The following is a 279-nucleotide window of genomic DNA, read 5'->3' as shown; positions in this document are numbered from 1 at the left end:
CAATACATTCACAGATTTCCGCAACAGCAAATCGGCAACTGGAATTACAATGGGTTCTATGGTCTGCTGATCATCTTCCGATTCGTTGTTGTTATTAGGGCTGGAATCCACATCCATCTCCGTAACGTTCGTCAACTCTGCGGTATTGGTATAATTCCCGGTTGGCAGAACCTCTACGGTAATTTCTAAAGTTTCAGAAGCTCCGTTGGTCAAATCTCCTACGACCCATGAACCATTCATAGCATTATAAGTACCCACAGAAGGGTTAGAACTGATTAA

At 43.0% G+C, this 279-nt stretch carries 1 protein-coding gene; it reads right to left on the bottom strand.

Annotation, left to right across the window (positions count from 1 at the left end; genetic code table 11):
* On the bottom strand, positions 1 to 279 hold a 279-nt coding region (locus ACRHNM_RS16645; protein WP_431137740.1), incomplete at both ends, for a DUF11 domain-containing protein.

The sequence above is a fragment of the Psychroserpens mesophilus genome, from assembly GCF_050617655.1.
In the GTDB taxonomy this organism is placed as follows: Bacteria; Bacteroidota; Bacteroidia; order Flavobacteriales; family Flavobacteriaceae; genus Psychroserpens; species Psychroserpens mesophilus_A.
This window is presented reverse-complemented; position numbering and strand designations above follow the sequence as displayed.